Origin of the sequence: Pseudomonas sp. R25(2017), from assembly GCF_002112565.1 — a bacterium.
Lineage (GTDB): Bacteria > Pseudomonadota > Gammaproteobacteria > Pseudomonadales > Pseudomonadaceae > Aquipseudomonas > Aquipseudomonas ekonensis.
Window position 1 is genome coordinate 153,392 of record NZ_NEHZ01000007.1, and the last position, 26,242, is coordinate 179,633.

Genomic DNA, 26,242 nt, shown 5'->3' on the forward strand with positions numbered 1-26,242 from the left:
GCATAAAAATGCCCCGCCATGTGCGGGGCATTTTTTTGCCTGGGCTGGCGATGGCGCCCGTCGAGGCGCCACAGGCTCAAGACCGTAGCGCCCCCAGGAACCGCCCAGGACCGCGGCTTACTGGATCTCTTCCGGCTTGACGATCACCCAGTTCTTGTCCGCCGTCACCGGCAAGCCTTCCTTGGCCTGGGCCGCGGCGTGCTTGGCCATCATGCCGTTGAGCTGGCTCATGTACTTGTCCTTGCGGTTGACCCACAGGTGGATGCCGCCCTTGGCCACGTCAACATCGTGGAACAGCATGTAGCCGTCGCTGGTCGGGGTGTCGCCGCCCACCAGCACCGGCTTCTTCCACTCGTCGATGTAGGTCAGGATCGCCGCGTGCTTGCCGGCCATCCAGGTGGCCGGGGTCCACAGGTACGGGGTCAGTTCCAGGCCGAGGTTGGCCTTCTCGTCATACTTGCCGGCGGTGATCTGCTTGCGGGCGGTGGTCAGCTCGCCGGTCTTGGGGTCCTTGAGCAGCAGCGACACGCCGATGACGTTCTGCGGCTTGACGTTGTAGCCGTACTTCGGATCCGCCGCGACCATGCGCACCAGTTCCTCCGAAGCGGCGGTCATCACATAGACCTCGATGCCGTTCTCCATCAGCTTGTTGTACAGCTCTTGCTGGCCGGTGAAGAGCTTCGGCGGGTTGACGTCGAGCTTCTTGACCACGTCGCCTTCGTAATAGGTGGCCGGCACCGGCTTGCCCGAGGCCATCATTTCGTCGACGTAGCCCTTGAGTTCCTTGAGGGTGAAGCCGGAGAACACTTGCGCCACCCAGGGGTAGCAGACCATGTCGTCGACTTCGCAGAGGCGGTAGTAGTAGCTGAACAGGCTTTCCTTATGGTCGGCGGTGTCCTTGAACGGCATCAGCTTCAGGGAGGGGTCGAGCTTGTCCCGGGTGATCAGGCCCTTGTTTTCCATGAACGGCAGCAGCGACTCTTCAAGGTCGTAGCGGTAACTGGTGTTGTCCATGTCGAACACCGCGTAGTTACCCTTGTTAGCGTTGGCCGCGATCATCGCGTCCAGGGCCTTGGCCTGATCCGCGGGCCAGTGCTTCAAGTCGGTGGCGAGCGCCTGGCCAGCGAGGCCAAGGCAGAGTGCGGCAGCCAGAAATGTCGGTGCGAATTTCATCAGCGTTTCTCCCCGGTTGAAAGGAATCGACGCTAACAAATCAGTGTGACAGTTCCCGTCTGTCAGCGACCGCGTGCGTCTTTTTTGCGCCAGTTGCATCGTGGATGCGACATGCGCTTATTCCAAAAACGACGGACACCCTGCGATTTCGGTATTAATTCATTGCAAATCAAGCTGTTAGGCTTTCCGGTTCGCAGCGGCCCCGGAAGGCTGCTGGCAACGTCTTTTCGGGAGTCCTCATGAATCTGCCGCTGATCCTCAATCTGCTGGTGTTCCTCGCCCTGCTCTTCGGCTTGGCGCAAACCCGCCATAGCTCCTGGAGCCTGGCGAAAAAAGTCCTGCTCGCGCTGGCGCTCGGCGTGGGCTTCGGCGTGGCGCTGCACACCGTCTACGGTGCCGGCGACCCGGTGCTCAAAGCCTCGATCGGCTGGTTCGACCTGGTGGGCAACGGTTACGTGCAACTGCTGCAAATGATCGTGATCCCGCTGGTGTTCGCCTCGATCCTCAGCGCCGTGGCCCGACTGCACAACGCTTCGTCGCTGGGCAAGATCAGCTTCCTGACCCTCGGCACGCTGCTGTTCACCACCGCGATCGCCGCGCTGATCGGCATCGGCCTGACCAACCTGTTCGGCCTCACCGCCGAAGGCCTGGTGGCCGGCACCCAGGAAATGGCCCGCCTGCAAACCATCCAGACCGACTACGCCGGCAAGGTCGCCGACCTCAACGTGCCGCAGCTGCTGCTGTCGTTCATCCCGCAGAACCCGTTCGCCGACCTGGCGCGGGCCAAGCCGACCTCGATCATCAGCGTGGTGATCTTCGCCGCGTTCCTGGGCATGGCTGCGCTGCAGCTGCTCAAGGATGACGCCGACAAAGGCCAGAAAGTGATCAACGCCATCGACACCCTGCAAGCCTGGGTGACGCGCCTGGTGCGCCTGGTGATGAAGCTGACCCCGTACGGCGTGCTGGCGCTGATGACCAAGGTGGTGGCCGGCTCCAACCTGCAGGACATCATCAAGCTGGGCAGCTTCGTGGTCGTGTCGTACCTGGGCCTGGGCCTGATGTTCGTCGTGCACGGCGTGCTGGTGTCGGCGGCCGGGATCAACCCGCTGCGCTTCTTCCGCAAGATCTGGCCGGTGCTGACGTTCGCCTTCACCAGCCGCTCCAGCGCGGCGACCATCCCGCTGAGCATCGAAGCGCAGACCAGCCGTCTGCGCATCCCGCAGTCGGTGGCCAGCTTCGCCGCCTCGTTCGGCGCGACCATCGGCCAGAACGGCTGCGCCGGCCTCTATCCGGCCATGCTGGCGGTAATGGTGGCGCCGACCGTGGGCATCAACCCGCTGGATCCGCTGTGGATCGCCACGCTGGTGGCCATCGTGACCCTGAGCTCGGCCGGTGTGGCGGGCGTGGGCGGCGGCGCGACGTTCGCGGCGCTGATCGTGCTGCCGGCCATGGGCTTGCCGGTGTCATTGGTGGCGTTGCTGATTTCGGTCGAGCCGCTGATCGACATGGGCCGCACGGCATTGAACGTGAGCGGTTCGATCACCGCCGGGGCGATCACCAGCCAAGTGATGCAGCAGACCGACAAGGCGCTGCTGGAGGCCGATGAGCATGCGGAGCTTGCTCAGGCTTGATTGACGTTGTGGCGAGGGAGCGTGCTCCCTCGCCGCAGATTCAGGCTTTTTCCCAGACTTCGAAGTGGTAGGCCGGCTTGTCGCCTTCAGCCGGATTCGGCACGTTCGACACCAGCTTCCACTGGTTCAGATCGAACTCCGGAAACCACGCATCCCCTTCCGGGCTCAGTGCCACGCGGGTCAGGTACAAACGATCCGCCTGCGCCAGCCCCTGCGCATACAACTGCGCACCGCCGATCAGCATCAACTCGTCGACGCCCTGCTCTTTCGCCCATTCTTCGGCACGAACCACGGCGGCTTCCAGCGACGGATAGACTTCCGCGCCTTCCAGCGCCAGACCGGCCTGACGGCTGACCACGATATTCAGACGGCCCGGCAACGGGCGACCCAACGAATCCCAGGTCTTGCGGCCCATGATGATCGGCTTGCCGAGCGTCGTGGCCTTGAAGTATTTGAAGTCCCCCGGCAGGTGCCAGGGCATGCTGTTGTCGATGCCGATCACACGGTTTTCGCCGAGGGCTGCGATCAGGCTGAGGGGGAGTGATTTAGTCATGCCGGCGAGGATAGCAGAGCCGCGCTTACCCCGATAAGCGCCGCAGCGGTTATGCTCACGGCTCAATCAAGCAACGGGATGCCGCGTGACTGAACTGACTTCACTGCAAAACCTCTGGCTCACCGAAACCGTGCGCCTGCGCGAAGAACACGCAGGTTCCCTGGACGATCTGGAAGCCAATCGCCTGGCCCGCGCGGCCGGCGGCGACCTGCCGGGGCGCATCCAGCGCCGGGCGCTGTGGTTGGCCGAGCGCGACGGGCTGACCGCCGCGCTCAAGCACTGGCTGCAAGGCGCACGCCTGGCGGTGCTGCTGATGGCGGCGCTGGCCTGCATCACCGGGGCGGGCATGGCGTTTTCCGCGCTGGGCAACGGCCTCGGGCCGGTCAACATTTTCTGGGCCTTGGGCACGTTGCTCGGGCTGAACCTGATTCTGCTGCTGAGCTGGGCGGTCGGCCTGGTGTTTGCCGGGGAGCACGGCGCGGCGCTGGGCCGCCTGTGGCTGTGGCTCAGCGAGAAACTCGCCCGGGACGCCAAGGCCGCCCAACTGCCGCCGGCGCTGATGCTGCTCCTGCAACGGCACCGGCTCAACCGCTGGGCCATCGGCACGCTGGTCAACGGACTCTGGCTGCTGATCATGCTCAGCGCCCTGATCATGCTGGTGCTGCTGATGGCGACCCGGCAATACGACTTCATCTGGGAAAGCACCCTGCTGGGCGCCGACTTCTTCGCGGCGCTGACCGATGCCCTGACCGCTGTCCCCCACGCCCTGGGCTGGAGCGCGCCACGGGTGGACATGATCCGCGTCGGCCTGGACGGCGACTACAACCGGGCGCTGGTGCGCCAGGCCTGGGCCATCTGGCTGGTCGGCGCGGTGCTGATCTACGGCGTGCTGCCGCGGCTGATCCTGATGCTGCTGTGCCGCTGGCGCTGGCACCGCGGACGCGCCCGCCTGCACCTGGACCTGAACCTGCCCGGCTACGCCCAGCTGCGTGAACGCCTGATGCCCAGCAGCGAGCGCTTAGGCATCAACGACGCGGCGCCGGAGCACCTGCACCGGGTCGAAAGCGCCGTCGGCGCAGAGGTCAGCGAAGGGGCGCTGCTGGTGGCGATCGAGCTGGACGACCAGCGCCCGTGGCCGCCGGCATTGCCCAAAGGCGTCAGCGACGCCGGCATCCTCGACAGCCGCGAATCCCGGCACCGCCTGCTTGAACAGCTGACCCGCTTCCCGCCCGCACGTCTGGCCATCGCCTGCGATCCCCGGCGTTCGCCGGACCGCGGCAGCCTGGCGCTGATCGCCGAACTGGCGCGCAATGCCGCCGCCACCCGCGTCTGGCTGTTGCAGGCACCTCAAGGCCAGGCGCTGGACGCCGAACGCCTCGGCGACTGGCACGTGGCGCTGCAGCAGCTGGAGCTGCCGTTCGCCGATTGCGCCCCGATGGGCTGGCTGGAGCACGGTCATGACTGAAGCCTGGAAGGCCCCGCTGAAACTGGCCGTGGTCGGCCACACCAACGTCGGCAAGACGTCGCTGCTGCGCACCCTGACCCGCGACGTCGGCTTCGGCGAAGTCTCGCACCGCCCCAGCACCACCCGGCACGTCGAGGGCGCACGGCTGTCGGTGGAGGGCGAACCGTTGCTCGACCTCTACGACACCCCGGGCCTGGAAGACGCCATCGCCCTGCTGGATTTTCTCGAACGGCTGGAACGCCCCGGCGAACGCCTCGACGGCCCGGCGCGGCTGGCGCGGTTCCTCGACGGCAGCGAGGCGCGCCAACGTTTCGAGCAAGAGGCCAAGGTGTTGCGGCAACTGCTCGCCTCCGACGCCGGGCTGTACGTGATCGATGCCCGCGAACCGGTGCTGGCCAAATACCGGGACGAGCTGGAGGTGCTGGCCGGCTGCGGCAAACCGCTGCTGCCGGTGCTGAATTTCGTCAGCAGCGCCGACCACCGCGAGCCGCAATGGCGCGAAGCGTTGGCGCGTCTTGGCCTGCATGCGCTGGTGCGCTTCGACAGCGTCGCCCCGCCGGAGGACGGCGAACGGCGGCTGTACGAAAGCCTGGCGCTGCTGCTGGAGAATGCCCGGCCGCAACTGGAGCGCCTGATCGCCGACCAGCAGGCCCAACGCCTCGCCCGCCAACAGAGTGCCGCGCGCCTGATCGCCGAGCTGTTGATCGACTGCGCCGCCTGCCGGCGCAGCGTGGCCAGCGAAGCCGCACAGGAACAGCAAGCCATCAGCGAACTGCGCCAGGCCGTGCGCCAGCGCGAACAGCGCTGCGTCGAGGCGCTGCTCAAGCTCTATGCCTTCCGCGTGCAGGATGCCGCCGCCAGCGACCTGCCGCTGCTGGACGGGCGCTGGGGCGATGACCTGTTCAACCCCGAAACCCTGAAGCAACTGGGCGTGCGGGTCGGCGGCGGCATCGCGGCCGGTGCGGCCGCCGGGGCCGGAGTCGATCTGCTGGTGGGCGGCATCACCCTCGGCGCCGCCGCCCTGGCCGGCGCGATTGCCGGCGGCGCCCTGCAGACCGCCCGCAGCTACGGCAACCGCTTGCTGGGCAAGCTCAAGGGGCAGCGCGAGCTGACGGTCGACGACAACGTGCTGCGCCTGCTGGCGTTGCGTCAGCGCCAGTTGCTGCTGGCCCTGAACGCCCGGGGCCATGCGGCGATGGATGCCGTTCAGGTCGCCGCCTCCCAGGACGAGACCTGGCGCCAAGGCAAACTGCCCGAGGCCCTGATCAAGGCGCGGGCGCATCCGCAGTGGTCATCGCTCAATCCGCACCCCAAGCTCAATCAGGCCGAACGACAGGGGCAGATCGACTCACTGGCCGCCGATCTGTAGGAGCCAGACTGCTGGCGATGGCGGCCCTGCGGTTCAGCGGTTCAGCCGGCCAACACCCGCGCCGCCTTCTCCTTCAGCAACTGAAGATCCACCACCGGCACCGCCGTCTCCTTCGCCAGCTCATCCCACTGGCGCATCCGCAGGCTGACGGCGCACAACGGATCGCGCTCGAACGCCTCAGCTTCGGCCTCCGTCATCACCCCGCCCTGATACGCCAAGGTGCGCCGGCTGGCTTCGCTCAGGCGTTGGTGATAGCCCGTCTCCCTGAGCGTCAGATAGCGCTTGGCCTGCACGTGATACTCCACCAGCCGCGCGACACGCTCACTGAACCCCGCCTCGCGCAGGTAATCGGCGCCGAGGCGTTCGTGGCTGACCGCGCCGTAGCCGCCCATGCTCTGCGCGCCCTCGGCGCACAGGTGGCCGATGTCGTGGAAGAACGCCGCCAGCACCACTTCGTCGTCAAAGCCTTCGGCCATGGCCAGTTGCGCCGCCTGGGACATGTGCTCGATCTGCGACACCGGCTCGCCGATGTAGTCGCTGGCACCGAAGCGTTCGTACAGCCCGAACACCTCGGCGATCACCTGTTCGTGGCGGCCCATCAGACCTCCTCCAGCAGTTGCGCGACATTGCGCTCGGCCATGGCCGGGCCGACGCTCATGCCCACGCCGGTGTGCATCAGCGCCACGCCGAGCCCCGGCGCCGGCCGCAGGAACGAAAACGGCCCCGGCCCGCGGGCGCCGTAGACGCCCTGCCAGCGCTCGACCACCTGTACCTTGCAGCCGAGGGTGTGCTCGGCCAGGCCGATCATCCAGTCGTACACCTGTTCGGCGTTGAACGGCGACGGATCCCTGCCGTAATGGTGCGAATCGCCGATGATCAGTTCGCCTTGGGGCGTGGGGCTGATCAGCAGGTGAATGCCGTTGTCGTGCAGGTGCGGCGTCTCGCGCAGGATCTGCGCCTGCACCGCCGCCGCTTCCGGCAGGTCGGCGAAGGCGCCGTAGTGCACGCAACTGAGGCCGGTGAGCAGCGCGTGCTGCAGGTCGAGGCTGGCCTGGGGCCGGGCGCGCAGCATCTGCAGGCGGCAGACCTGCGGGTCGAGGGCGGCGATGGGCTCGGCCAGCAGGGTCTGATAATCGTGGCCGGAGCAGACGATGATCTGCCCGGCCGTGAACGTGCCGGCGGTGCTGTGCAGGCGCCCCGGTTCGACGTCGCGCACCAGGGTCGAGAAGTGGAACTCGACGCCCAGCTCGCGGCGCAGCCAGTCGATCAGCGCCGGGATCGCTTCGCGCGAGTACAGCTGCTGGTCGTCCAGGCCGTACAGCGCGGCGCGGTGATGGCTGAACCGGCCGCCGTACAGGTCATGCAGGGCGGCACCGCGCAGCAGCTCCACGCGGTAGCCGTGCTCGACGGCGCGGCCGGCGCAAAAGGCTTCCAGCAACTGTTCTTCCGCCTCGGTGCGGGCGAACAGGTACGAGCCGTTGCGCTTGAGTTGCAGGCCGGCGAGCTGCGCCCACCGGCCCCAGATCTCGCGGCTGGCCTTGGCCAGCTCCAGCATCGGCCCCGGCGGCTGGCCGGTGACCAGCGCCTGGCCGAAATTGCGCACCGACGCCCCGAGGGGCGTGGCGGTACGCTCGAAGACGCTGACCTTGAGGCCGTGCCGGGCGGCGGCATAGGCGTGGGACAGGCCCAGGATGCCGGCGCCGATGATCAGCAAGTCTTTGTGTTGTGTCATTGAGAGGTGCTCTGAATGAGAGACCGCCATCGCTGGCAAGTCGAATCGTCGAACCGCAGCTCCCACAGGTTTGGTGGTGTCCACACAATGTGTGTTTCACACCGGCCAATGTGGGAGCTGCGTGCGACGATTCGACTTGCCGGCGATGGGGCCCTGTCAGTCGATGAAAATCTTACTTGGCGGCGACTTTCTCGGACTTGCCGTCATAGCGCTTGCGCCACTCGGTCAGGATCTCGTCGCGGTTCTTCGAGGCCCAGGCGAAGTCGTTCTTGATCAGGCGCTGCTCGTAGTCCGCCGGCAGTTCGGTCTGCGGCTTGGCGATGCCCGGCTGGGCGAGCACGGCGAAGTTTTCCTTGTACAGCTCCATGGCCGCCGGGCTTGCGGAGAAGTCGGCGAGCTTCTTGGCCGCCTCTTCGTGGGCGGTGCCCTTGATCACGGCGGTGGCTTCGATCTCCCAGCCCAGGCCTTCCTTCGGCAGGATGATGTCCAGCGGCGCGCCCTGACGCTTGAGCTGAACGGCCGGGTACTCGAAGGAAATGCCGATCGGGAATTCCCCCGCCGCCGCCAGCTTGCACGGCTTGGAGCCGGAATGGACGTACTGGCCGATGTTCTGGTGCAGGCCGTCCATGTAGGCCCAGCCCTGCTTCTCGCCGAAGGTCTGCAGCCAGGCGCTGACATCGAGGAAACCGGTGCCGGACGAGGCCGGGTTCGGCATCACGATCTTGCCCTTGTACTCAGGCTTGGTCAGGTCCTGCCAGCTCACCGGCTTGCTCAGGCCCTGCTTTTGGGCCTCGACGGTGTTGAAGCAAATGGTCGCCGCCCACACGTCCATGCCCACCCAGGCTGGCGGATTGGCGGCATCGCGGTAGTTGCCGCCGATCTTGCCCAGGTCCTTCGGCGCATAGCTTTGCAGCATGCCCTGCTGGTCGAGGATCGCCAGGCTCGACGCCGCCAGGCCCCAGACCGCGTCGGCCTGCGGGCGCTCCTTCTCGGCCAGCAGCTTGGCGGTGATGATCCCGGTGGAGTCGCGCACCCACTTGATCTCGACATCCGGGTTGGCCTTCTCGAAGGCTTCCTTGTAGGTCTTGAGCTGTTCGGCTTCGAGGGCGGTGTACACCGTCAACTCGGTTTTCGCCGCGAAGGCATTCAGGCTGAAAGTGGCGAGCGCGGCGGCCAGGGCCATAGGCTTGAACATGATCTTTTCCTGTCTTGAGTTGAGGGGATGGGACGAAAATCAATGGCCGGGCGGGGTCTGCCGCCAGGCCTGGGAACGGCGCAGCAAGCCGCGCGAAGCCCACGCCAGCAGCAAGGACACGCCTGCCGAGGTGAACAGAATCAGGGTCGACATCGCCGCTGCGCCGCCGACGTTGCCGGCGTCGTCCATGTTCAGCACCGCCACCGCCGCAAGGATGGTGTCGGGGCTGTAAAGGAAGATCGCGGCGGACACGGTGGTCATCGCCGACACGAACAGGTAGCGCACGATGTCCAGCAGCGCCGGCAGGCAGATCGGCACGGTCACCCGCAGGTAATGGCGGTACAGCGGCGCTTTCAGCGACAGCGCGGCGGCTTCGAACTCGGCGTCGAGCTGGCGCAGCGCGGTGGTGGCAGTCATCTGCGCAGTGGTCAAATAGTGAGCAATGGTGCAGACGATCAGCAGGGTCATGGTTCCGTACAGCACGTGCAGCGGGTTGCCGGTCAGGTTGAAGAAGAAAACGTAACCCAGACCGAGCACCAGCCCCGGCACCGCCATCGGTACGAAACTGAGCATCCTCAGCGTCAGATTCAGCCCGCGCTGGCTGCGGGTCTTTTCCATCAGGTAGGCGCCGGTGAAGATCAGCGCGCTGCCGATCAGCGCCGAGCCCAGCGCCATCTTCAGGCTGTTGCCGTAGGCCAGCCAGCCGCCGCCGGCGGTCTCGTCGAACCGGTAATGGTTGAGCGACAGCGACAGGTTGTACGGCCAGAACTTCACCAGCGACGAGAACACGGCCATGCCGAACACCAGCAGCAACGCTGCGCTGATCAGCAGGACAACGCTGAGATAAAAGACATCGCGCTTCTTAGACGGTGCCGGTTTGAACACCTGGGCGCGACCGCTCATGGCGTCGCCATGACGGCGACGCAACCAGGCATCGACGCCGAAACTGAACAGCGCCGGCAGCAGCAGCAGCATGCCGATCAACGCGCCGCGGCCGAATTGCTGCTGGCCGACCACCGCTTTGTAGGCTTCCAGCGCCAGCACCTGATAGTCGCCACCGACCACCACCGGCACACCGAAATCGGTGATGGTCAGGGTGAACACCAGACAGAACGCGGCGAACACGGCCTGACGGGTCGCGGGCCAAGTGATGCTGCGGAAGGCTTTCGCAGGACTGGCGCCCATGCTCGACGCAGCATCGAACAGTCGCGCATCCGCCAGCGACAGGGCTGACAGCAAGATCATCAAAGCGTGTGGGAAGGTGTAGATCACCTCACCCAGAACAATCCCCCAGAAACCGTAAATGTTGTCCGACAGCAGGCCGCGCAGCAGGCCCTGATTGCCGAACAGATAGACCAGCGCAATCCCCGGCAGCATCGATGGCGCCATCAGCGGCAGCAACGAAATCCCGCGCCAGAGGCCTTTGCCGGGAATCAACGTGCGCTGCAAGGCGTAGGCAAATAGGTAGGCCAGCGGTACGACGATGGCCGCGACGCTGAGGGAAACCTTCAGGCTGTTGCCGAGCAGCCAGTGGAAATTGTCGCTGCTCACCAGTTCTTTCGCGGCGAGCCAGCCGCCGCCCTGCCCGGCTTCGCTGCTGAAGCCGCGCCAGAAGATCGCCAACAGCGGCAGCAGCACCGCCACCCCGAGCAGCACCAGCAGCAGGAGCTTGCCGCCGAGCACGAAGATCCGGTCGCCGACCTCGGCCCCGGACACCTGCCGCGCCTGCTTGTGCGGCAGCGGCAGCGCCCTGTTCATGCTCATCAGGCGAACACCTGCAGGCTGCGCGGCGGCAGGGCCACCATGATCTGCTGCGCGCCCAGGCGCGGCATGGCTTCCGGGGCCAGTTCGGCGAGCAGCGCATGGCCCGGCAACTGGTCGAGTTCGAAGCTCATGCGGCAGCGGTTGCCGAGGAAGGTGATCTCACGCACCTTGGCCGGGAACAGGTTTTCCTCGTGCACCAGCGGATTGACGCTGATCGCTTCCGGACGGCAGAACAGGCGGCCGGAAGGACTGTGGACGCTGCCGTCGGCCAGACGCAGGTTCATCCCGCCGACCCGCGCGTGGCTGTCGCTGCTGCGCTGGAACGGCAGCCAGTTGCCCTGGCCGACGAATTCGGCGACGAACGGCGTGGCCGGGCGGTCGTAGATCTCCTGGGGCGTGGCGTACTGCTCGACCTTGCCGTTGTGCATCACGGCGATGCGGTCGGCCATCAGCATGGCTTCGTCCTGGTTGTGGGTGACCATCAGGGTGGTGATGCCGAGGCTCCGCTGCAGTTGGCGCAGTTCGGTGCACAGGTGCTCGCGCACCCGGGCGTCGAGGGCCGACATCGGCTCGTCGAGCAGCAGCAGCGACGGCGACGGCGCCAATGCCCGGGCCAGGGCGACCCGTTGCTGCTGACCGCCGGACAGTTGGCCGGGGTACTTTTTCTCGCTGCCGACCAGGCCCACCAGCTCCAGCATCTGACCGACCCGGCGGCGCACTTCGTCGCGGCCGCTGCCGGCCAGGCCGTAGGCAATGTTCGCTTCGACGGTCAGGTTGGGGAACAGTGCGTAGGACTGGAACAGGATGCCGTAGTCCCGGGCCTGGGGCGCGAGGTGGGACACGTCGCGCTCACCGAGGTACAGCTCGCCGCTGTCCTGCTTCTCCAGGCCGGCGATGCAGCGCAGCAAGGTGGTCTTGCCGCAGCCCGACGGGCCGAGCAGGCACACCAGCTCGCCGGCGGCCACGTCGAGGGAGACGTTGTCCAGCGCCGTGAACGCGCCGAAGCGCTTTTGCACGTTGCGCACTTTCATCGGTGCGCCGGGAGTGGTCAGGACGGTTGCAGGGTTCATGGACAGGCCTCATCGAGCAGATGGGGGCCATCCTAGGGTTGTAATGCGTCCGTCATATGGCAGCCGGGCAAAAACGGCCGATAGTGGTATTCATGGATTTGGGTTGTCCGGCCCGGCGCCATCGCCAGCAGGCTGGCTCCTACAGGGGAACGCATTTCAATCTAGGAGCCAGCCTGCTGGCGATGAGGCCGGCACAGGCACCGAAAAGCCTCAGGCTGGGCACATCTCTTGTGCCAAACCCAGAAACGCCGCCGGCAAGCGCGCATTCTTGCGTTCCTTCAGGCAGTAGAGATACTCGGGGATCTGCGGCGCGTTCTCCAGGGTCAGCACCCGCAGCTGCGGATCGTGGGGCACTTCCTGGCGGGCGATGATGCTGATGCCGATGTTGCGCAGCACCGCCTCGCGGATCGACTCGCGGCTGCCGATCTCCAGCAGCGGGCCGAAGCTCACGCCGGCGCCGGCCAGCAGCTCTTCGGTCAGGCGCCGGGTGGTCGAGCCGGACTCGCGCTTCAGCAGGGTATGCCCGGCCAGCGCGCTCAGCGTCACATGGTCATGCGCCGCCAGCGGATGGTCGCGATGCACCGCCAGCACCAGCGGGTCGCTGCCGAGCACCCGGCGGATCAGCCGCGCGTCCTCCAGCAACTGCGACGAGGCCGCGACGTCCACCCGGTAATCCTCCAGCGCTTCGAGCACCTGCTGGGAGTTGCCGATCTCCACCGACACCTCCACCTGAGGCAGACGCTCGCGGAACGCCTTCACCAGGTCGAGGATGTAATACGGCGCGGTGGCGGCGATGCGCAGCGTGCCCTGCACCTGACCACTGTTGCGCAGGAAGAACTCGATGTCGGCTTCCTGCTGCAGCAGCGCCTTGACCATCGGCAGCAGCCGCGCGCCCTCGTCGCTGACGCTCAGGCGCCGGCCGCCGCGGTAGAACAGCTCCACCGAGTATTGGCTCTCCAGATGGCGGATCTGGGTGGTCACGGTCGGTTGGCTCAGGCCCAGCTTCTTTGCCGCCAGCGTGATGCTGCCCAACCGGGCCACCATGTAAAACGCCTTCAGCTCGGCACTCAGCACAACCGCCCCTCTCTCTTACTTGCGCAGCAGGCGCAAACCGTTGAACACCACCAGCAGGCTGACGCCCATGTCGGCGAACACCGCCATCCACATGGTGGCGACCCCGGCGAAGGTTACCCCAAGAAAGATCGCTTTGATCACCAGCGCCAACGCGATGTTCTGCTTGAGGATTGTCGCTGTGTTGCGCGACAGGCTGATGAATGCCGGGATCTTGCGAAGATCGTCGTCCATCAGGGCGACATCGGCGGTTTCGATGGCGGTGTCTGTGCCGGCCGCCGCCATGGCGAAGCCGATTTCGGCCCGGGCCAGCGCCGGGGCGTCGTTGATGCCGTCGCCGACCATACCGACCCGGTGGCCCTGGGCATACAGGTCTTCGATCGCTTGCAGCTTGTCGGTGGGCAGCAGGTCGCCCTTGGCCTGGTCGATGCCGACCTGCGCCGCGATCGCCTGGGCGGTGTGGACGTTGTCGCCGGTGAGCATCAGGGTTTTCACGCCCAAATCGTGCAATTGGCGAATGGCTTCGCGGCTGGTGTCCTTGACCGTGTCGGCCACGGCGAACAGCGCCAGCGGGCCCGAGCGGTCGAGCAGCAGCACCACGGACTTGCCCTGCTTCTCCAGCGCGAACAGCTTTTCTTCCAGCTGCGGCGAGCACAGGCCCAACTCTTCCACCAGGCGGTGGTTGCCCAGGTGGTAGGTCTGGCCGTCCACCTCGCCCTTCACCCCGCGACCGGCCAGGGCGGTGAAGTTATCCACAAGCGGCAGGATCAGATTCTTATCCACAGCAACGTTCGCGATGGCCAGCGACACCGGGTGGTCGGAACGCCCGGCCAATGCGGCGGCGATGGCCGGGGCCAGCGCTTCGGCGGTCGGGTCGAGCGACAGGTAATCGGTCTGCACCGGTTTGCCGTGGGTGATGGTGCCGGTCTTGTCCAGGGCCAGGTAGTCGAGCTTGAAGCCGCCCTCCAGGTACACGCCGCCCTTGACCAGGATGCCCTTGCGCGCCGCGGCCGCCAGGCCGCTGACGATGGTCACCGGGGTGGAGATCACCAGGGCGCACGGGCACGCCACCACCAGCAGCACCAGTGCGCGGTAGATCCAGTCGAACCACGCCGCGCCCATGAACAGCGGCGGGATCACCGCCACGGCCAGCGCGAGGATGAACACCGCCGGGGTGTAGATCTTCGAGAACTGGTCGACGAAGCGCTGGGTCGGCGCCCGCGCGCCCTGGGCCTGTTCGACGGCGTTGATGATCCGCGCCAGGGTCGAGTTGTTGGCCGCCGCGGTCACGGTGTACTCAAGGGAACCGGCCTGGTTGATGGTGCCGGCGAACACCTTGTCGCCGACGGTCTTCTCCACCGGCAGGCTTTCCCCGGTGATCGGTGCCTGGTCGATGGTCGAGCTGCCGCTCACGACTTCACCGTCGAGGGCGATGCGCTCACCGGGCTTGACCCGCACCCGGGCCCCGAGTTCGATGCCTTTGACCTCACGTTCGGCCCAGTTGCCGTCAGCCTGCAATACCGTGGCTTGCTCCGGCGTCATCTGCATCAGGCCGCTGATGGCGTTGCGCGCCCGATCCAGCGAACGGGCCTCGATCAGCTCGGCCACGGTGAACAGGAACATCACCATCGCCGCTTCCGGCCACTGGCCGATCAGCACGGCGCCGGTCACGGCGATGCTCATCAGGGCGTTGATGTTGAGGTTGCGGTTCTTCAGGGCGATCCAGCCCTTTTTGTAGGTGCCAAGGCCCCCGCTGAGGATCGACACCAGCGCGACGATCGCCACCACCCAGGTCGGCGCGGCGTTGGTGAAATGGATGACCTCCGCCGCCAGCGCACCGACGCCGGACAGCGCCAGCGGCCACCAGTGCTTTTTCACCGGCGCCGGGGCGGGCGTCTCGACGCCGGCCTCCAGCGGTTCGGCCTGCATGCCCAGGGACTTGATCGCCTCGGTGATCGGCGCGGTGTCCGCCAGCGTGTGGGTCACGCCGAGGACGCGGTTGATCAGGTTGAACTCCAGTTGCTGAATGCCGGCCAGCTTGCCGAGCTTGTTCTGGATCAGGGTCTGCTCGGTCGGGCAGTCCATCGCCTCGATGCGGAAACTGCTCAGCCGGGCGTCGGCGCTCGGCGCCTCGCTCAATTGAATCAGCGAAGGCATGGCGGCTTTCGATCCGCAGCAGGAATCTTCATTCGAATGAACAGGCGCAGGCGTGAAAACCTTCGATCCGCAGCAGGCGTCGGCGCCGTGATCGTGTTTATGCACAGGCTGCAGTTTCGGGCTGTGGCCATGATCGTGATCATGCTTGTGATCGTGTTCGTCGCCAGGTTTGTGGCTGTGGGTATGCAGGGAATCGCTCATCGGTCGCGTCCATGAAGGTGCCTGTTGCCAAGTAAAGACCCTGTAGCCACTATAGGGTCAAGCACCCTTTTGGAGATTGCCGTCATGAAGATCGGAGAACTGGCGAAACTCACCGACTGCGCCGTGGAGACCATCCGCTACTACGAACGCGAAAACCTGCTGCCGGAACCGGCCCGCAGCGACGGCAACTACCGGGTCTACACCCAGGCCCACGCCGAGCGGCTGACCTTCATCCGCAACTGCCGCACCCTCGACATGACCCTCGAAGAGATCCGCGCCTTGCTCACCCTGCGCGACAGCCCGCAGGATCAATGCGAAAGCGTGAACGCCTTGATCGACGAGCACATCCAGCACGTGAAGGCGCGGATCGACGGCCTGCTGGCCTTGCAGGCGCAACTGCTCGACCTGCGCCAGCGCTGCGGCGAAGGGCCGGAGGCGGATCAGTGCGGGATCCTGCAACGGCTGGAAGTGAGCGGCGGGGTTACGGCGACGGAGGTGGAGCATTCCCATGTGGGCCGTAGCCACGGCCACTGAGAACACCCCAAAACAAATGTGGGAGCGAGCCGGCCGGCGATAGCGGTCTGTCAGCCGATCCATCCTTGGCTGACACACCGTCATCGCGAGCAGGCTCGCTCCCACATTGTCTTGCAGTGAACGCCACCCCAGCATCCAACCGAACTCCTTGTGGGAGCCAGCCTGCTGGCGATGGCGTCAGCCCAGGCTCTGCGGAGCCGGGCCTCAGACCGCCATCGGCGCGGTCATCGGCGCGTGGTGCTCGTAGCCTTCCAGGGAAAAGTCGCTTGGCTCGACCAGTTCCAGCCACTCCGGCTGGTACACGCCGGTCTTGGCGAATTCCGGCACGCGGTCGGAGATCTTCAGTTTCGGCATGGCGAACGGCTCGCGCTTGAGCTGTTCGTTGAGCATGTCCAGGTGGTTCTCGTAGACGTGCGCATCGCCGATGAAATAGGTGAACCAGCGTGGCGTGTAGCCGGTCAGGCGGCCGATCAGGCTCAGCAGCGCGGCGCCTTCGGTGAGGTTGAACGGTGTGCCCAGGCCCAGGTCGTTGGAACGGATGTAGAGGGTCAGGGAAATTTCCTTGGTCTCGACGTTCGGGTGGAACTGGTACAGCAGGTGGCACGGCGGCAGGGCCATCTCGTCGAGCTGGGCGCAGTTCCAGCCGTGGAACAGGATGCGCCGGCTGCCCGGATCCTTGATGATCGTGTCGACGCACTGGCGCACCTGGTCGATGGCCTTGTACAGCACCACGTAGGCCTGGCCGTCCTCTTCGCCCTCGGCGATCTGCCGGTAGCCCTGGCTCAGGGTCTGCTCGATGGCGGCGGCGTTGCTCAGCGGGATCTGCTTGTACGCCGGCCATTTGCGCCACTGCACGCCGTAGATCTCGCCCAGGTCGTCCTCGCCCTGACGGAACGGGTTGGCCAGCCACTGGGCGTTCTCGTTGGCGTTCTGGTCCCAGACCTTGCAGCCCAGCGCCCGGAACTCGGCGGCGTTGTTCACCCCGCGCAGAAAACCGCACATCTCGCCGATGGCCGACTTGAAGGCCATCTTGCGGGTGGTGATCGCCGGAAAGCCTTCCTGCAGGTCGAAGCGCAGCATGGCGCCCGGAAAGCTGATGGTGTTCACGCCGGTACGGTTGGCCTGTTTGGTGCCGTTGTTGATGACGTGGGACACCAGATCAAGATATTGCTTCATGGGTTACCTGTTTCCTTTGAGCCCCGGCGTCCGGCGCCGGGGTCCGTATGTTAAGCCGTCGGAGCGACCGGCGCCGCCGGCGCGCGACGGTAGGCCAGCCAGATCAGGAACAGCCCGCCGACGATCATCGGCACGCACAGCACCTGGCCCATGGTCAGCCAGTTCCAGGCCAAGTAGCCCAGTTGCGCGTCCGGCACGCGGACGAACTCGACGATGAACCGGAAGATCCCGTAGAACAGCGCGAACATGCCGGAGACGGCCATGGTCGGACGCGGCTTGCGCGAGAACAGCCAGAGGATCAGGAACAGCGCCACGCCTTCGAGGGCGAACTGGTAAAGCTGCGACGGGTGACGCGGCAACTGCGCCGGATCGCTGAACGGCGGGAAGATCATCGCCCACGGCACGTCGGTCGGCTTGCCCCACAGCTCGGCGTTGATGAAGTTGCCGATGCGCCCGGCGCCCAGGCCGATCGGCACCATCGGCGCGACGAAGTCCATCAGCTGGAAGAACGACTTGTTGTTGCGCTTGCCGAACCACAGCGCCGCCAGCATCACGCCGATGAAGCCGCCGTGGAACGACATGCCGCCCTTCCACACCTCGAAGATCAGCGTCGGGTTGGCGAGGTAGGCGCTCAGGTCATAGAACAGCACGTAGCCCAGGCGCCCGCCGACGATCACGCCCATGGACAGCCAGAACACCAGGTCGGAGAGCTTCTCCTTCGTCCAGGTCGGGTCGAAACGGTTGAGCCGGCGCGACGCCAGCAGCCACGCGCCGCCGATGCCGATCAGGTACATCAGCCCGTACCAGTGGATTTTCAACGGACCGATGGCAACCGCCACCGGGTCGATCTGCGGGTAAGGCAGCATTGCGACTCCTCGTTAGAGTTCAGGTCTTCAACATTCCCGGGGGACGCTGCCACCTCAGGATTAAGTCAGGATTGCGCCGGCTCACAACAGAAAGTTCAGGCCCACGCAGAACAGCAAAGCGGCGAACAGGCGTTTGAGCAACTTCGGCGACAGTTTGTGGGCCAGGCGCGCGCCGAGGCGGGCGAAGACCATGCTGGTCAGGGCGATCCCCAACAGCGCCGGCAGGTACACGAAACCGAGACTATGGGCCGGCAGCAGCGGATCGTGCCAGCCCAGAATCATGAAACTTATCGCACTGGCCACCGCGATCGGCAAACCGCAGGCCGACGATGTCGCCACCGCCTGCTGCATCGGCACGCTGCGCCAGGTCAGGAACGGCACGGTCAGCGAGCCGCCGCCGATGCCGAAGATCGCCGAGGCCCAGCCGATCACGCTGCCGGCCACGGTCAGGCCGAGCTTGCCCGGCACCGTGCGGCTGGCCTTGGGCTTGGCCTCCAGGGCCAGTTGCGCGGCGATCACCAGGGCGAACACGCCGATGATCTTTTGCAGGTGAGGCCCCGAGATCGCTTCGGCAGTCAGCGCGCCCAGGCCGGCGCCGACCAGGATGCCGACCGTCATCCAGACGAAGATCGGCCAGCGCACCGCGCCCCGGCGGTGGTGCTCGCGCACGGCGTTGACCGAGGTGAAGATGATCGTCGCCAGCGACGTGCCCACCGCCAGGTGCGTCAGGATCGACGGATCGAAGCCTTGCAAGGTGAAACTGAACACCAGCACCGGGACGATGATGATCCCGCCGCCGACCCCGAACAGCCCAGCCAGCACGCCTGCGCAGGCGCCCAACGCCAGATAGAGCAGAAATTCCATGACCGCCTCCCCCGACGCGTCCCTAAAACCGGAGCGGCATGGTAACGGATGCATGGCCTCGGGCTCCACTTGCGATGGATGCGCGGACGATGACTGCGTAAAGTGAGCAAAAAACGCACAAGGACAACCTTATGTGCCTGATCGTTTTCGCCTGGCGGCCGGATCATGCCCAGCCGCTGATCGTCGCGGCCAACCGCGACGAGTTCTACGCCCGGCCCAGCCTGCCGCTGGCCCCCTGGCCGGAGGCGCCTCATGTCCACGCCGGGCGAGACCTTGAGGCAGGCGGCACCTGGCTGGGCCTGAGCGCCCACGGCCGGTTCGCGGCGCTGACCAACATCCGCGACCCCGGCCAGCCGCCGGCGCAGCGCTCACGGGGCGGGCTGGTGGCCGGGTTCCTGACCGGGGAGCTGTCGATCGACGACTATCTGGCCGATGTCGTCGAACGCTCGGCGCAGTACGCCGGGTTCAACCTGCTGCTGGGCAACGCCCACGAACTGTGGCACTTCAACGCCCGCGACACGGAGCCGGTGATGCTGCCGCCAGGGGTCTACGGACTGTCCAACGCCGGGCTGGACACGCCCTGGCCGAAACTGCTCAAGGCCAAGGCGGCCCTGAGCGCGGCGCTGGACGATCCGCAGCCCGAACGGTTGCTGGCGCTGCTGGCCGACGCGCAGCCGGCGCCGGAGGCGGAGTTGCCGGACACCGGCGTGGGACGGACGACCGAGTCGCTGCTGTCGAGCGTGTTCATCGCCAGCCAGAGCTACGGGACGCGGGCGAGCACGGCGCTGATCGTGCAGGCGGACGGCACGCGCCGGATCGTGGAGCGCAGCTTCGGCCCGTTCGGCGGGCATCTGGGGGAGGTGGACCTGAGCGTCTGACATGGCGAAGGCGCTCGCTCCCTCGCCACATGCCCTCAGGCGGTCTTGACCGGCGCCGGGTTGATCATCCGCGACAGCCCCAGGTTCTTCAGGGCCAGCTGCAGCGAGCTGTGGATGACCTGCGGGTTGTCGATGGTCATCAGCTCCGCCAGCAGGTCCTTGGACTTGCTCAGGTTGATCTGACGCAGCATCCACTTCACCTTCGGCAGGTTGGTGGCGTTCATCGACAGGCTGTCGAAGCCCATCGCCATCAGCAGCACCGCGGCCGCCGGGTCGCCGGCCATTTCGCCGCAGATGCTCACCGGCTTGCCTTCGGCGTGGGCGTCGCGCACCACGATCTGCAAGGCCTGCAGCACCGCCGGGTGCAGGTAGTCGTAGAGGTCGGCCACCCGTGGGTTGTTGCGGTCCACGGCCAGCAGGTACTGGGTCAGGTCGTTGGAGCCGACGGACAGGAAGTCCACCATCCGCGCCAGTTCCTTGGTCTGGTACACCGCCGCCGGAATCTCGATCATCACCCCCACCGGCGGCATCGGCACGTCGGTACCCTCGTCGCGCACCTCGCCCCAGGCCCGGTGGATCAGGTGCAGCGCCTCTTCCAGCTCGTGGATGCCGGAGATCATCGGCAGCAGGATCCGCAGGTTGTTCAGGCCTTCGCTGGCCTTGAGCATCGCGCGGGTCTGCACCAGGAAGATCTCCGGGTGGTCGAGCGTGACGCGGATGCCGCGCCAGCCCAGGAACGGGTTGTCCTCTTTGATCGGGAAGTACGACAGCGCCTTGTCGCCGCCGATGTCCAGGGTACGCATGGTCACCGGCTGCGGATGGAACGCGGCGAGCTGCTCGCGGTAGATCGCCAGCTGTTCCTTTTCGCTCGGGAAGCGCTGGTTGATCATGAACGGCACTTCGGTGCGGTACAGGCCGACGCCTTCGGCGCCACGCTTCTGGGCGCGGGCCACGTCCGCCAGCAGGCCGGTGTTGACCCAAAGCGGCATGCGGTGCCCGTCGAGGGTCACGCACGGCAGGTCGCGCAGCGCGTCCAGGCCCAGGGCCAGCTGCTTCTCTTCTTCCACCACTTCGGCGAACTGCTTGCGCAGCACTTCGCCGGGGTTGGTGTAGACCTCGCCGCGGTGGCCGTCGACGATCATTTCGATGCCGTCGACCTTGGCGTACGGCAGGTCGACCAGGCCCATCACCGTCGGGATGCCCATGGCCCGGGCCAGGATCGCGACGTGGGAGTTGCCCGAACCGAGCACCGAGACCAGGCCGACCAGCGTGCCTTCCGGCACCTCGCCGAGCATGGCCGGCGTCAGTTCTTCGCTGACCAGGATGGTCTTTTCCGGGTAGACCAGGTTCTGCTGGCGCTCTTCCTGCAGGTAGGCGAGCAGGCGGCGGCCCAGGTCCTTGACGTCCGAGGCCCGCTCCCGCAGGTAGGCGTCGTCCATCAGTTCGAAACGGTTGACGTGATCGGTGACCACCTGGCGCAGGGCGCCCTGGGCCCATTGGCCGGTCTTGATCACGGTGGTGACTTCGCTGCCCAGCGAGGCATCGTCGAGCATCATCAGGTAGACGTCGAACAGCGCGCGCTCTTCGGGGCGCAGCTGGGTCGCCAGCTTGGCCGACAGGGCGCGCATGTCGGCGCGCACGCCTTCGAGGGCGTTCTTGAACAGCGCAAGCTCGGCATCGATGTCGGCGACGGCCTTGTCCGGCACCACGTCCAGGTCCGCCGGCGGCAGCATGACCACCGCGGTGCCGACCGCCGCACCCGGAGAACCCGGCACGCCGACGAACTTGGCTTCCTGGATGCCCTTGCCCTGACGGCCCAGGCCGCGGATCGAGCCGGTGGCCTCGGCGTGGGCGATCACGCCCGCGAGCTGGGCGCTCATGGTCACGAGGAAGGCTTCTTCGCCTTCGTCGAACTGGCGGCGTTCTTTCTGCTGGATGACCAACACGCCGACGACGCGGCGGTGGTGGATGATCGGCGCCCCGAGGAACGAGGCGTAGCGCTCCTCGCCGGTCTCGGCGAAGTAGCGGTAGCGCGGGTGATCCGCGGCGTTTTCGAGGTTCAGGGGTTCTTCACGCGTGCCGACCAGGCCGACCAGACCTTCGTTGGGCGCCATGCTGACCTTGCCGATCGAGCGCTTGTTCAAGCCCTCGGTGGCCATCAGCACGAAGCGGTTGGTCTCCGGGTCGAGCAGGTAGACCGAGCAGACCTGGCTGCCCATGGCCTCTTTGACGCGCAACACAATAATCCCCAACGCCGCCTTGAGATCCTTGGCGGAGTTAACTTCCTGGACGATCTTGCGCAGCGTATTGAGCATGGCTCGGGGTCGAACTCCGTCGTCAGTCGCGCGCCAGCAGGCGCGGGGCAAGCTCTTTGAGGGCGCGCCGGTACACCTCGCGCTTGAATGTCACCACCTGGCCCAACGGATACCAATAGCTGACCCAGCGCCAGCCATCGAACTCCGGTTTACCGGTCAAATCCATCCGCACCCGCTGCTCGTTGGAGATCAGGCGCAGGAGAAACCACTTCTGCTTCTGGCCGATGCACAGCGGCTGGCTGTGGGTCCGCACCAGGCGTTGCGGCAAACGATAGCGCAACCAGCCCCGGGTACAGGCGAGAATTTCAACATCTTCGCGCTCCAGGCCCACTTCTTCGTTCAGCTCGCGGTACAAGGCGTCTTCCGGCGTCTCGTCGGGGTTGATCCCCCCTTGCGGAAACTGCCAGGCGTCCTGATTGATACGGCGGGCCCATAGCACCTGGCCGGCGTCATTCGTCAGAATGATCCCGACATTGGGGCGGAAACCATCGGGGTCGATCACGGCAACAACCTCGCAAACGCATGTCGCCGCATTGTTCCACAAAGGTCGTGAAGGCGGCAACGAAGGTTCCCAGCTTATGTGCACTCTTGTGAAAAGACCGTATTCTTGTCCCCTTTTCACTGACTTTTCAGCGGGTAACTGCAATGCGCCTGGCACTCTTCGATTTGGACAACACCCTTCTGGGCGGCGACAGCGATCACGCCTGGGGCGACTACCTGTGCGAACGCGGCTTCCTCGACCCGGTCGCCTACAAGGCGCGCAACGACGAGTTCTACCAGGATTACCTGGCCGGCCAGCTGGACAACGCCGCGTACCTGAACTTCTGCCTGGAGATCCTCGGCCGCACCGAAATGGCCGTGCTCGACCAATGGCACAGCGACTACATGCGCGACTGCATCGAGCCGATCATGCTGCCCAAGGCGCTGGAACTGCTGAAGCGGCACCGCGACGCCGGCGACAAACTGGTGATCATCACCGCCACCAACCGTTTCGTGACCGCGCCGATTGCCGTGCGCCTGGGCGTCGAGACCCTGATCGCCACCGAGTGCGAGATGCAGGACGGCCGCTACACCGGGCGCAGCACCGACGTGCCGTGCTTCCGTGAAGGCAAGGTGACGCGGCTGAACCGCTGGCTGGAAGAGACCGGGCATTCGCTGGAGGGCAGTTACTTCTACAGCGACTCGATGAATGACCTGCCGCTGCTGGAGCAGGTGGCGAACCCGGTGGCGGTGGATCCGGACCCGAACCTGTTGGCCGAGGCCCAGAAGCGAGGCTGGCCTGTGCTCAGTCTGCGCGGCTGATGCCGCCATCGCTGGCGAGCCAGCGCCCACAGGAACCTTCAGCGAACCCGAATGTGGCATCTGAAAACTGTGGGAGCCAGCCTGCTGGCGATGGGGACGACTCGGGTGAAGGCCTTAAACAGGCTTGGCCCCCATCAACCCGGCAATCGCCACGAAGCAGACCAGGCCGAACAGCGCCAAGGCCAGGCTGAACCGCCCCACCCCGCCCGGCGCCTTGCGCAGCCGGTTCAGCCGCACCAGCAGCCAGAACCACGCCAGCGCCGCCACGGTGTAGAGCACGCTGGAGGCCAGCAGCCAGGTCTGCCCCAGCGGCCAGCCCACCAGATGCACCATCCACCAGCCGGTGAACGGCATGCTCAGCAGCGCCAGCGCCATCAGCAGCCAGACGAACACCCGCGGCCGCTGCAGCGTGCGGCTGCCCGCGGTGGCGTCACCCTTGCGCCGCGCCAGGAACACCCAGGCGCCCAGGCCCAGCGCGCCGAGCAACAACACGGCCGTCGCCGCCGTGTGCGCCACCTTGAGTGCAGTCAACGTTTCCATGATCCGGTTTCCTTATGGCCTGCCCATCAGCGTAGCCGCTCAGCCGAGAAACAGCTGATAGGCCGGGTTGTCGCTCTCGTCCCAGTACGGGTAGCCGATCGCCTCCAGCGCCGCCGGCACCAGGTGGCGCTCCTCGTGCGGCACCTGCAGGCCCGCCACCACCCGGCCGTCCGCCGCGCCGTGGTTGCGGTAGTGGAACATCGAGATGTTCCAGCGCCCGCCCAGTTTGTTGAGGAAGTTGAACAGCGCCCCCGGACGCTCCGGGAACTCGAAGCGCAGCACCACCTCGTCGACCACCTGCGCCGCGCGCCCGCCGACCATGTGGCGGATGTGCAGCTTGGCCAGTTCGTTGTCGGTCAGGTCGATCACCGGAAAGCCCTGTTCGGTCAGGCTCGCCAGCAGCGCGCTGCGCGGGTCGCTGTCCGGGTGGGTCTGCACGCCGACGAAGATGTGCGCTTCGCTGCCGGTGCTGTAGCGGTAGTTGAATTCGGTGATCTGGCGCTTGCCGATGGCCTCGCAGAACGCCTTGAAGCTGCCGGCCTTCTCCGGGATGGTCACGGCGATGATCGCTTCGCGGCCCTCGCCCAGTTCGGCGCGCTCGGCCACGTGGCGCAGGCGGTCGAAGTTGACATTGGCGCCGGAGTCGATGGCGACGAAGGTCTTGCCGGCCACGCCGCGCTGCTCGACGTACTTCTTGATCCCGGCCACGCCCAGGGCGCCGGCGGGTTCGGTGATCGAGCGGGTATCGTCGTAGATGTCCTTGATCGCCGCGCAGATTTCGTCGGTGCTGACGGTGATCACCTCATCGACGTAGTCCTTGCAGATGTCGAAGGTGTGCTGGCCGATCTGGGCCACCGCCACGCCGTCGGCGAAGATGCCCACCGTCGGCAGCACCACGCGCTCGCCCGCCGCCATCGCCGCCTGCAGGCAGTTGGAGTCGTCGGGCTCGACGCCGATGACCTTGATGTCCGGGCGCAGGTACTTCACGTACGCCGCGATGCCGGCGATCAGCCCGCCGCCGCCGACCGGCACGAAGATCGCGTCCAGCGGCTGCGGGTGCTGGCGCAGGATCTCCATCGCCACGGTGCCCTGCCCGGCGATGGTGTGCGGATCATCGTAAGGGTGGATGTAGACGTAGCCCTTCTCATCGACCAGCTTCAGCGAATAGGCCAGCGCCTCCGGGAACGAGTCGCCGTGCAGCACCACCTTGCCGCCCCGTGAGCGCACGCCTTCGACCTTGATCTCCGGGGTGGTCTTGGGCATCACGATGGTGGCCTTCACCCCCAGCACCTTGGCCGCCAGGGCCAGGCCCTGGGCATGGTTGCCCGCCGAGGCGGTGACCACGCCGCGGGCGCGCTCTTCGTCGGTCAGCTGGGTCAGCTTGTTGTAGGCCCCGCGGATCTTGAACGAGAACACCGGCTGCAAGTCTTCGCGCTTGAGCCAGATGTCGTTGCCCAGCCGCTCGGAGAGCTGGCGGGCGTTCTGCAGCGGGGTTTCTACGGCAACGTCGTAAACGCGCGAGGTGAGGATCTTTTTGACGTACTGTTCGAGCATCGGAAGGCATCACTGGGCGGGTTGGGCAGGGCCAAGGAGTCTAACCCGGCTTTTGGCCGCACGACCACACGAATCCCGAGGCTTTACCCCGGCTTGGGGCTATAATGCCGGCCTTTCCGTTCTTACCTTGCCCGCTTCCGGAGCCCGCATGACCCAGGATCAACTCAAACAGGCCGTGGCCCAGGCCGCCGTCGACTTCATCCTTCCTAAACTCGACGACAAGAGCATCGTCGGGGTCGGCACCGGCTCCACCGCCAACTGCTTCATCGACGCCCTGGCCCTGCACAAGGGCGCGTTCGACGGCGCGGTCGCCAGCTCCGAAGCCACCGCCGCGCGCCTGAAGGGCCACGGGATCCCGGTGTACGAGCTCAACACCGTGAGCAACCTGGAGTTCTACGTCGACGGCGCCGACGAAAGCGATGCCCACCTGAACCTGATCAAGGGCGGCGGCGCGGCCCTGACCCGCGAGAAGATCGTCGCCGCCGTGGCGCAAACCTTCATCTGCATCGCCGACGCCAGCAAGCTGGTGCCGGTGCTCGGCGCGTTCCCGCTGCCGGTGGAAGTCATCCCGATGGCCCGCAGCCACGTCGCCCGCCAACTGGTGAAGCTCGGCGGCGACCCGGTCTACCGCGAAGGCGTGCTGACCGACAACGGCAACATCATCCTCGATGTGCACAACCTGCAGATCACCAACCCGGTGGAACTGGAAGCGCAGATCAACGCCATCGTCGGCGTGGTCACCAACGGCCTGTTCGCGGCGCGTCCGGCGGACCTGCTGCTGTTGGGCACCAGCGAAGGCGTGAAAACCCTGAAGGCTGAGTAACCCGAAACT

23 protein-coding genes are annotated in these 26,242 nt (G+C 66.1%); 7 read left to right on the forward strand and 16 right to left on the reverse strand.

Annotated elements, in window-relative coordinates:
- Positions 1–117 precede the first annotated feature (117 nt).
- Positions 118–1,173, reverse strand: coding sequence for a phosphorylcholine phosphatase (locus CAG31_RS11210; RefSeq protein ID WP_085580920.1), 1,056 nt, complete (start codon positions 1,171–1,173; stop codon positions 118–120).
- 239 nt (positions 1,174–1,412) lie between these two features.
- Here CAG31_RS11210 and CAG31_RS11215 point away from each other — a divergent pair, with 239 nt between their 5' ends.
- Positions 1,413–2,804: an L-cystine transporter gene (locus CAG31_RS11215; protein ID WP_085580922.1), complete on the forward strand. Its 1,392-nt coding sequence runs from the start codon at positions 1,413–1,415 to the stop codon at positions 2,802–2,804.
- Between the two features lie 40 nt (positions 2,805–2,844).
- Here the strand turns inward: CAG31_RS11215 and CAG31_RS11220 are convergent, their stop codons facing one another.
- Positions 2,845–3,357: a dihydrofolate reductase gene (locus CAG31_RS11220; protein WP_085580924.1), complete on the reverse strand. Its 513-nt coding sequence runs from the start codon at positions 3,355–3,357 to the stop codon at positions 2,845–2,847.
- 85 nt (positions 3,358–3,442) lie between these two features.
- Here CAG31_RS11220 and CAG31_RS11225 point away from each other — a divergent pair, with 85 nt between their 5' ends.
- Together CAG31_RS11225 and CAG31_RS11230 are read left to right on the forward strand one after the other, a co-directional pair.
- Complete coding sequence (locus CAG31_RS11225) at positions 3,443–4,822, forward strand: DUF2868 domain-containing protein (protein WP_085580926.1); 1,380 nt, start codon at positions 3,443–3,445, stop codon at positions 4,820–4,822.
- Positions 4,815–6,191, forward strand: a complete 1,377-nt coding sequence (locus CAG31_RS11230; protein ID WP_085580928.1) for a GTPase/DUF3482 domain-containing protein — start codon at positions 4,815–4,817, stop codon at positions 6,189–6,191. Before CAG31_RS11225 ends, CAG31_RS11230 begins: the two co-directional genes overlap by 8 nt.
- 41 nt (positions 6,192–6,232) lie before the next feature.
- Here CAG31_RS11230 and CAG31_RS11235 read toward each other — a convergent pair whose 3' ends face one another.
- The 7 genes from CAG31_RS11235 to CAG31_RS11265 form a co-directional block, all read right to left on the reverse strand.
- Positions 6,233–6,790 (reverse strand): phosphonate degradation HD-domain oxygenase, encoded by a 558-nt coding sequence (locus CAG31_RS11235; RefSeq protein ID WP_085580930.1) that lies wholly within the window; start codon positions 6,788–6,790, stop codon positions 6,233–6,235.
- A complete protein-coding gene (locus CAG31_RS11240) occupies positions 6,790–7,923 on the reverse strand; it encodes a TIGR03364 family FAD-dependent oxidoreductase (protein ID WP_085580933.1) in 1,134 nt (377 codons plus the stop codon). Before CAG31_RS11240 ends, CAG31_RS11235 begins: the two co-directional genes overlap by 1 nt.
- Before the next feature lie 172 nt (positions 7,924–8,095).
- Positions 8,096–9,118: a putative 2-aminoethylphosphonate ABC transporter substrate-binding protein gene (locus CAG31_RS11245; RefSeq protein ID WP_085580935.1), complete on the reverse strand. Its 1,023-nt coding sequence runs from the start codon at positions 9,116–9,118 to the stop codon at positions 8,096–8,098.
- A 39-nt stretch (positions 9,119–9,157) separates the two neighbouring features.
- Positions 9,158–10,882 carry a putative 2-aminoethylphosphonate ABC transporter permease subunit gene (locus tag CAG31_RS11250; RefSeq protein WP_085580937.1) on the reverse strand — a complete coding sequence of 575 codons (1,725 nt, stop codon included), beginning with the start codon at positions 10,880–10,882 and terminating at the stop codon, positions 9,158–9,160.
- A complete protein-coding gene (locus tag CAG31_RS11255; protein WP_085580939.1) occupies positions 10,882–11,952 on the reverse strand; it encodes a putative 2-aminoethylphosphonate ABC transporter ATP-binding protein in 1,071 nt (356 codons plus the stop codon). The genes CAG31_RS11250 and CAG31_RS11255 overlap by 1 nt, the downstream gene beginning before the upstream one ends.
- Before the next feature lie 210 nt (positions 11,953–12,162).
- Positions 12,163–13,026 (reverse strand): LysR family transcriptional regulator, encoded by an 864-nt coding sequence (locus CAG31_RS11260; protein WP_085580941.1) that lies wholly within the window; start codon positions 13,024–13,026, stop codon positions 12,163–12,165.
- 15 nt (positions 13,027–13,041) lie between these two features.
- The gene (locus tag CAG31_RS11265; protein WP_085580943.1) at positions 13,042–15,381 is read right to left on the reverse strand and encodes a heavy metal translocating P-type ATPase; all 2,340 of its coding nucleotides are present in this window, start codon (positions 15,379–15,381) and stop codon (positions 13,042–13,044) included.
- 84 nt (positions 15,382–15,465) lie between these two features.
- Here CAG31_RS11265 and cadR point away from each other — a divergent pair, with 84 nt between their 5' ends.
- Entirely contained in the window at positions 15,466–15,915 is a 450-nt protein-coding gene (cadR, locus tag CAG31_RS11270) for a Cd(II)/Pb(II)-responsive transcriptional regulator (protein ID WP_085580945.1), read from the forward strand.
- Between the two features lie 204 nt (positions 15,916–16,119).
- On the opposite strand, the gene CAG31_RS11275 is transcribed toward cadR, so the two are convergent.
- From CAG31_RS11275 to CAG31_RS11285, 3 genes are all read right to left on the reverse strand, one after another.
- On the reverse strand, positions 16,120–17,091 hold the full coding sequence (locus CAG31_RS11275) for a thymidylate synthase (RefSeq protein WP_085580947.1): 972 nt from the start codon (positions 17,089–17,091) through the stop codon (positions 16,120–16,122).
- Between the two features lie 50 nt (positions 17,092–17,141).
- Positions 17,142–17,957, reverse strand: a complete 816-nt coding sequence (lgt, locus tag CAG31_RS11280; protein ID WP_085580949.1) for a prolipoprotein diacylglyceryl transferase — start codon at positions 17,955–17,957, stop codon at positions 17,142–17,144.
- An 81-nt stretch (positions 17,958–18,038) separates the two neighbouring features.
- Entirely contained in the window at positions 18,039–18,821 is a 783-nt protein-coding gene (locus CAG31_RS11285; protein ID WP_085580951.1) for a sulfite exporter TauE/SafE family protein, read from the reverse strand.
- A 131-nt stretch (positions 18,822–18,952) separates the two neighbouring features.
- Here CAG31_RS11285 and CAG31_RS11290 point away from each other — a divergent pair, with 131 nt between their 5' ends.
- The gene (locus tag CAG31_RS11290; RefSeq protein ID WP_085580953.1) at positions 18,953–19,699 is read left to right on the forward strand and encodes an NRDE family protein; all 747 of its coding nucleotides are present in this window, start codon (positions 18,953–18,955) and stop codon (positions 19,697–19,699) included.
- A 35-nt stretch (positions 19,700–19,734) separates the two neighbouring features.
- Here CAG31_RS11290 and ptsP read toward each other — a convergent pair whose 3' ends face one another.
- Both ptsP and CAG31_RS11300 read right to left on the reverse strand, forming a co-directional pair.
- Positions 19,735–22,014, reverse strand: coding sequence for a phosphoenolpyruvate--protein phosphotransferase (ptsP, locus tag CAG31_RS11295; RefSeq protein WP_085580955.1), 2,280 nt, complete (start codon positions 22,012–22,014; stop codon positions 19,735–19,737).
- Positions 22,015–22,036: 22 nt separating this feature from the next.
- Entirely contained in the window at positions 22,037–22,516 is a 480-nt protein-coding gene (locus tag CAG31_RS11300) for an RNA pyrophosphohydrolase (RefSeq protein WP_085580957.1), read from the reverse strand.
- 143 nt (positions 22,517–22,659) lie between these two features.
- Between CAG31_RS11300 and CAG31_RS11305 the strand changes: the two genes are divergently transcribed.
- Positions 22,660–23,316: an HAD family phosphatase gene (locus CAG31_RS11305; RefSeq protein WP_085580958.1), complete on the forward strand. Its 657-nt coding sequence runs from the start codon at positions 22,660–22,662 to the stop codon at positions 23,314–23,316.
- A 114-nt stretch (positions 23,317–23,430) separates the two neighbouring features.
- On the opposite strand, the gene CAG31_RS11310 is transcribed toward CAG31_RS11305, so the two are convergent.
- Both CAG31_RS11310 and ilvA read right to left on the reverse strand, forming a co-directional pair.
- Positions 23,431–23,856, reverse strand: a complete 426-nt coding sequence (locus tag CAG31_RS11310) for a DUF2269 family protein (protein WP_085580961.1) — start codon at positions 23,854–23,856, stop codon at positions 23,431–23,433.
- 39 nt (positions 23,857–23,895) lie between these two features.
- Positions 23,896–25,410: a threonine ammonia-lyase, biosynthetic gene (gene ilvA / locus CAG31_RS11315; RefSeq protein ID WP_085580963.1), complete on the reverse strand. Its 1,515-nt coding sequence runs from the start codon at positions 25,408–25,410 to the stop codon at positions 23,896–23,898.
- Between the two features lie 148 nt (positions 25,411–25,558).
- Here ilvA and rpiA point away from each other — a divergent pair, with 148 nt between their 5' ends.
- Positions 25,559–26,233, forward strand: a complete 675-nt coding sequence (gene rpiA, locus CAG31_RS11320) for a ribose-5-phosphate isomerase RpiA (protein ID WP_085580965.1) — start codon at positions 25,559–25,561, stop codon at positions 26,231–26,233.
- Positions 26,234–26,242 lie beyond the last annotated feature (9 nt).

What these genes read in the sequence shown, in the direction of transcription:
- CAG31_RS11210 (WP_085580920.1), bottom strand. Translation starts at nt 1,173, where the DNA reads ATGAAATTCGCACCGACATTTCTGGCTGCCGCACTCTGCCTTGGCCTC.
- CAG31_RS11215 (WP_085580922.1), top strand. Translation starts at nt 1,413, where the DNA reads ATGAATCTGCCGCTGATCCTCAATCTGCTGGTGTTCCTCGCCCTGCTC.
- CAG31_RS11220 (WP_085580924.1), bottom strand. Translation starts at nt 3,357, where the DNA reads ATGACTAAATCACTCCCCCTCAGCCTGATCGCAGCCCTCGGCGAAAAC.
- CAG31_RS11230 (WP_085580928.1), top strand. Translation starts at nt 4,815, where the DNA reads ATGACTGAAGCCTGGAAGGCCCCGCTGAAACTGGCCGTGGTCGGCCAC.
- CAG31_RS11235 (WP_085580930.1), bottom strand. Translation starts at nt 6,790, where the DNA reads ATGGGCCGCCACGAACAGGTGATCGCCGAGGTGTTCGGGCTGTACGAA.
- CAG31_RS11240 (WP_085580933.1), bottom strand. Translation starts at nt 7,923, where the DNA reads ATGACACAACACAAAGACTTGCTGATCATCGGCGCCGGCATCCTGGGC.
- CAG31_RS11245 (WP_085580935.1), bottom strand. Translation starts at nt 9,118, where the DNA reads ATGTTCAAGCCTATGGCCCTGGCCGCCGCGCTCGCCACTTTCAGCCTG.
- CAG31_RS11250 (WP_085580937.1), bottom strand. Translation starts at nt 10,882, where the DNA reads ATGAGCATGAACAGGGCGCTGCCGCTGCCGCACAAGCAGGCGCGGCAG.
- CAG31_RS11255 (WP_085580939.1), bottom strand. Translation starts at nt 11,952, where the DNA reads ATGAACCCTGCAACCGTCCTGACCACTCCCGGCGCACCGATGAAAGTG.
- CAG31_RS11265 (WP_085580943.1), bottom strand. Translation starts at nt 15,381, where the DNA reads ATGAGCGATTCCCTGCATACCCACAGCCACAAACCTGGCGACGAACAC.
- cadR (WP_085580945.1), top strand. Translation starts at nt 15,466, where the DNA reads ATGAAGATCGGAGAACTGGCGAAACTCACCGACTGCGCCGTGGAGACC.
- CAG31_RS11275 (WP_085580947.1), bottom strand. Translation starts at nt 17,091, where the DNA reads ATGAAGCAATATCTTGATCTGGTGTCCCACGTCATCAACAACGGCACC.
- lgt (WP_085580949.1), bottom strand. Translation starts at nt 17,957, where the DNA reads ATGCTGCCTTACCCGCAGATCGACCCGGTGGCGGTTGCCATCGGTCCG.
- CAG31_RS11285 (WP_085580951.1), bottom strand. Translation starts at nt 18,821, where the DNA reads ATGGAATTTCTGCTCTATCTGGCGTTGGGCGCCTGCGCAGGCGTGCTG.
- CAG31_RS11290 (WP_085580953.1), top strand. Translation starts at nt 18,953, where the DNA reads ATGTGCCTGATCGTTTTCGCCTGGCGGCCGGATCATGCCCAGCCGCTG.
- ptsP (WP_085580955.1), bottom strand. Translation starts at nt 22,014, where the DNA reads ATGCTCAATACGCTGCGCAAGATCGTCCAGGAAGTTAACTCCGCCAAG.
- CAG31_RS11305 (WP_085580958.1), top strand. Translation starts at nt 22,660, where the DNA reads ATGCGCCTGGCACTCTTCGATTTGGACAACACCCTTCTGGGCGGCGAC.
- CAG31_RS11310 (WP_085580961.1), bottom strand. Translation starts at nt 23,856, where the DNA reads ATGGAAACGTTGACTGCACTCAAGGTGGCGCACACGGCGGCGACGGCC.
- ilvA (WP_085580963.1), bottom strand. Translation starts at nt 25,410, where the DNA reads ATGCTCGAACAGTACGTCAAAAAGATCCTCACCTCGCGCGTTTACGAC.
- rpiA (WP_085580965.1), top strand. Translation starts at nt 25,559, where the DNA reads ATGACCCAGGATCAACTCAAACAGGCCGTGGCCCAGGCCGCCGTCGAC.